At 62.1% G+C, this 517-nt stretch carries 1 pseudogene; it reads right to left on the bottom strand.

Annotated features, from left to right (window positions below):
• Window positions 1-517 (bottom strand): annotated as a pseudogene (locus tag ACYVBJ_RS20540) (hypothetical protein); the annotation flags it as partial.

The following is a 517-nucleotide window of genomic DNA, read 5'->3' as shown; positions in this document are numbered from 1 at the left end:
CGTTGGCTGGTTGATCGTTAGGGTGTTGCTCACACTAGCCGTCACCGTTGGGGTAGCCGTGTCGCTCACCACCGTGGTCGTCACCACCGCCGTACAGCCGTTGGCGCCCGTTACCGTCACCGAGTAGGCACCCGTCTCTTCGACGACGATGCTTGACGTCGTTTCGCCGGTGCTCCATAGATACGTCACACCCGGACTGGCCGTCGTGCTGATGGCAGCGGTTGGTTGAGCGCAAGTCAGCGTGTTGCTGACCAGGGCCGTCACTTCCGGCACTGCAGTATCACTGAAGACCGCCGTGTTCACCGAAGCCGTAGCCCCATTCAGACCCGTTACCGTTACCGAGTACGGACCGGCTACACTCACCGAGATCGTTGGCGTAGTCGCGCCCGTGCTCCACAGATACGTAACGCCGGGCGTGGCCGTCGTGCTGAGAGTGGCCGTCAGGGCCGTGCAACTCAGCTCGTTGCTGACCGACACCATCACCATGGGCAGAGCCGTATCGCTGACCACATTGGTC

The sequence above is a fragment of the Spirosoma fluminis genome (assembly GCF_054778895.1).
This window is presented reverse-complemented; position numbering and strand designations above follow the sequence as displayed.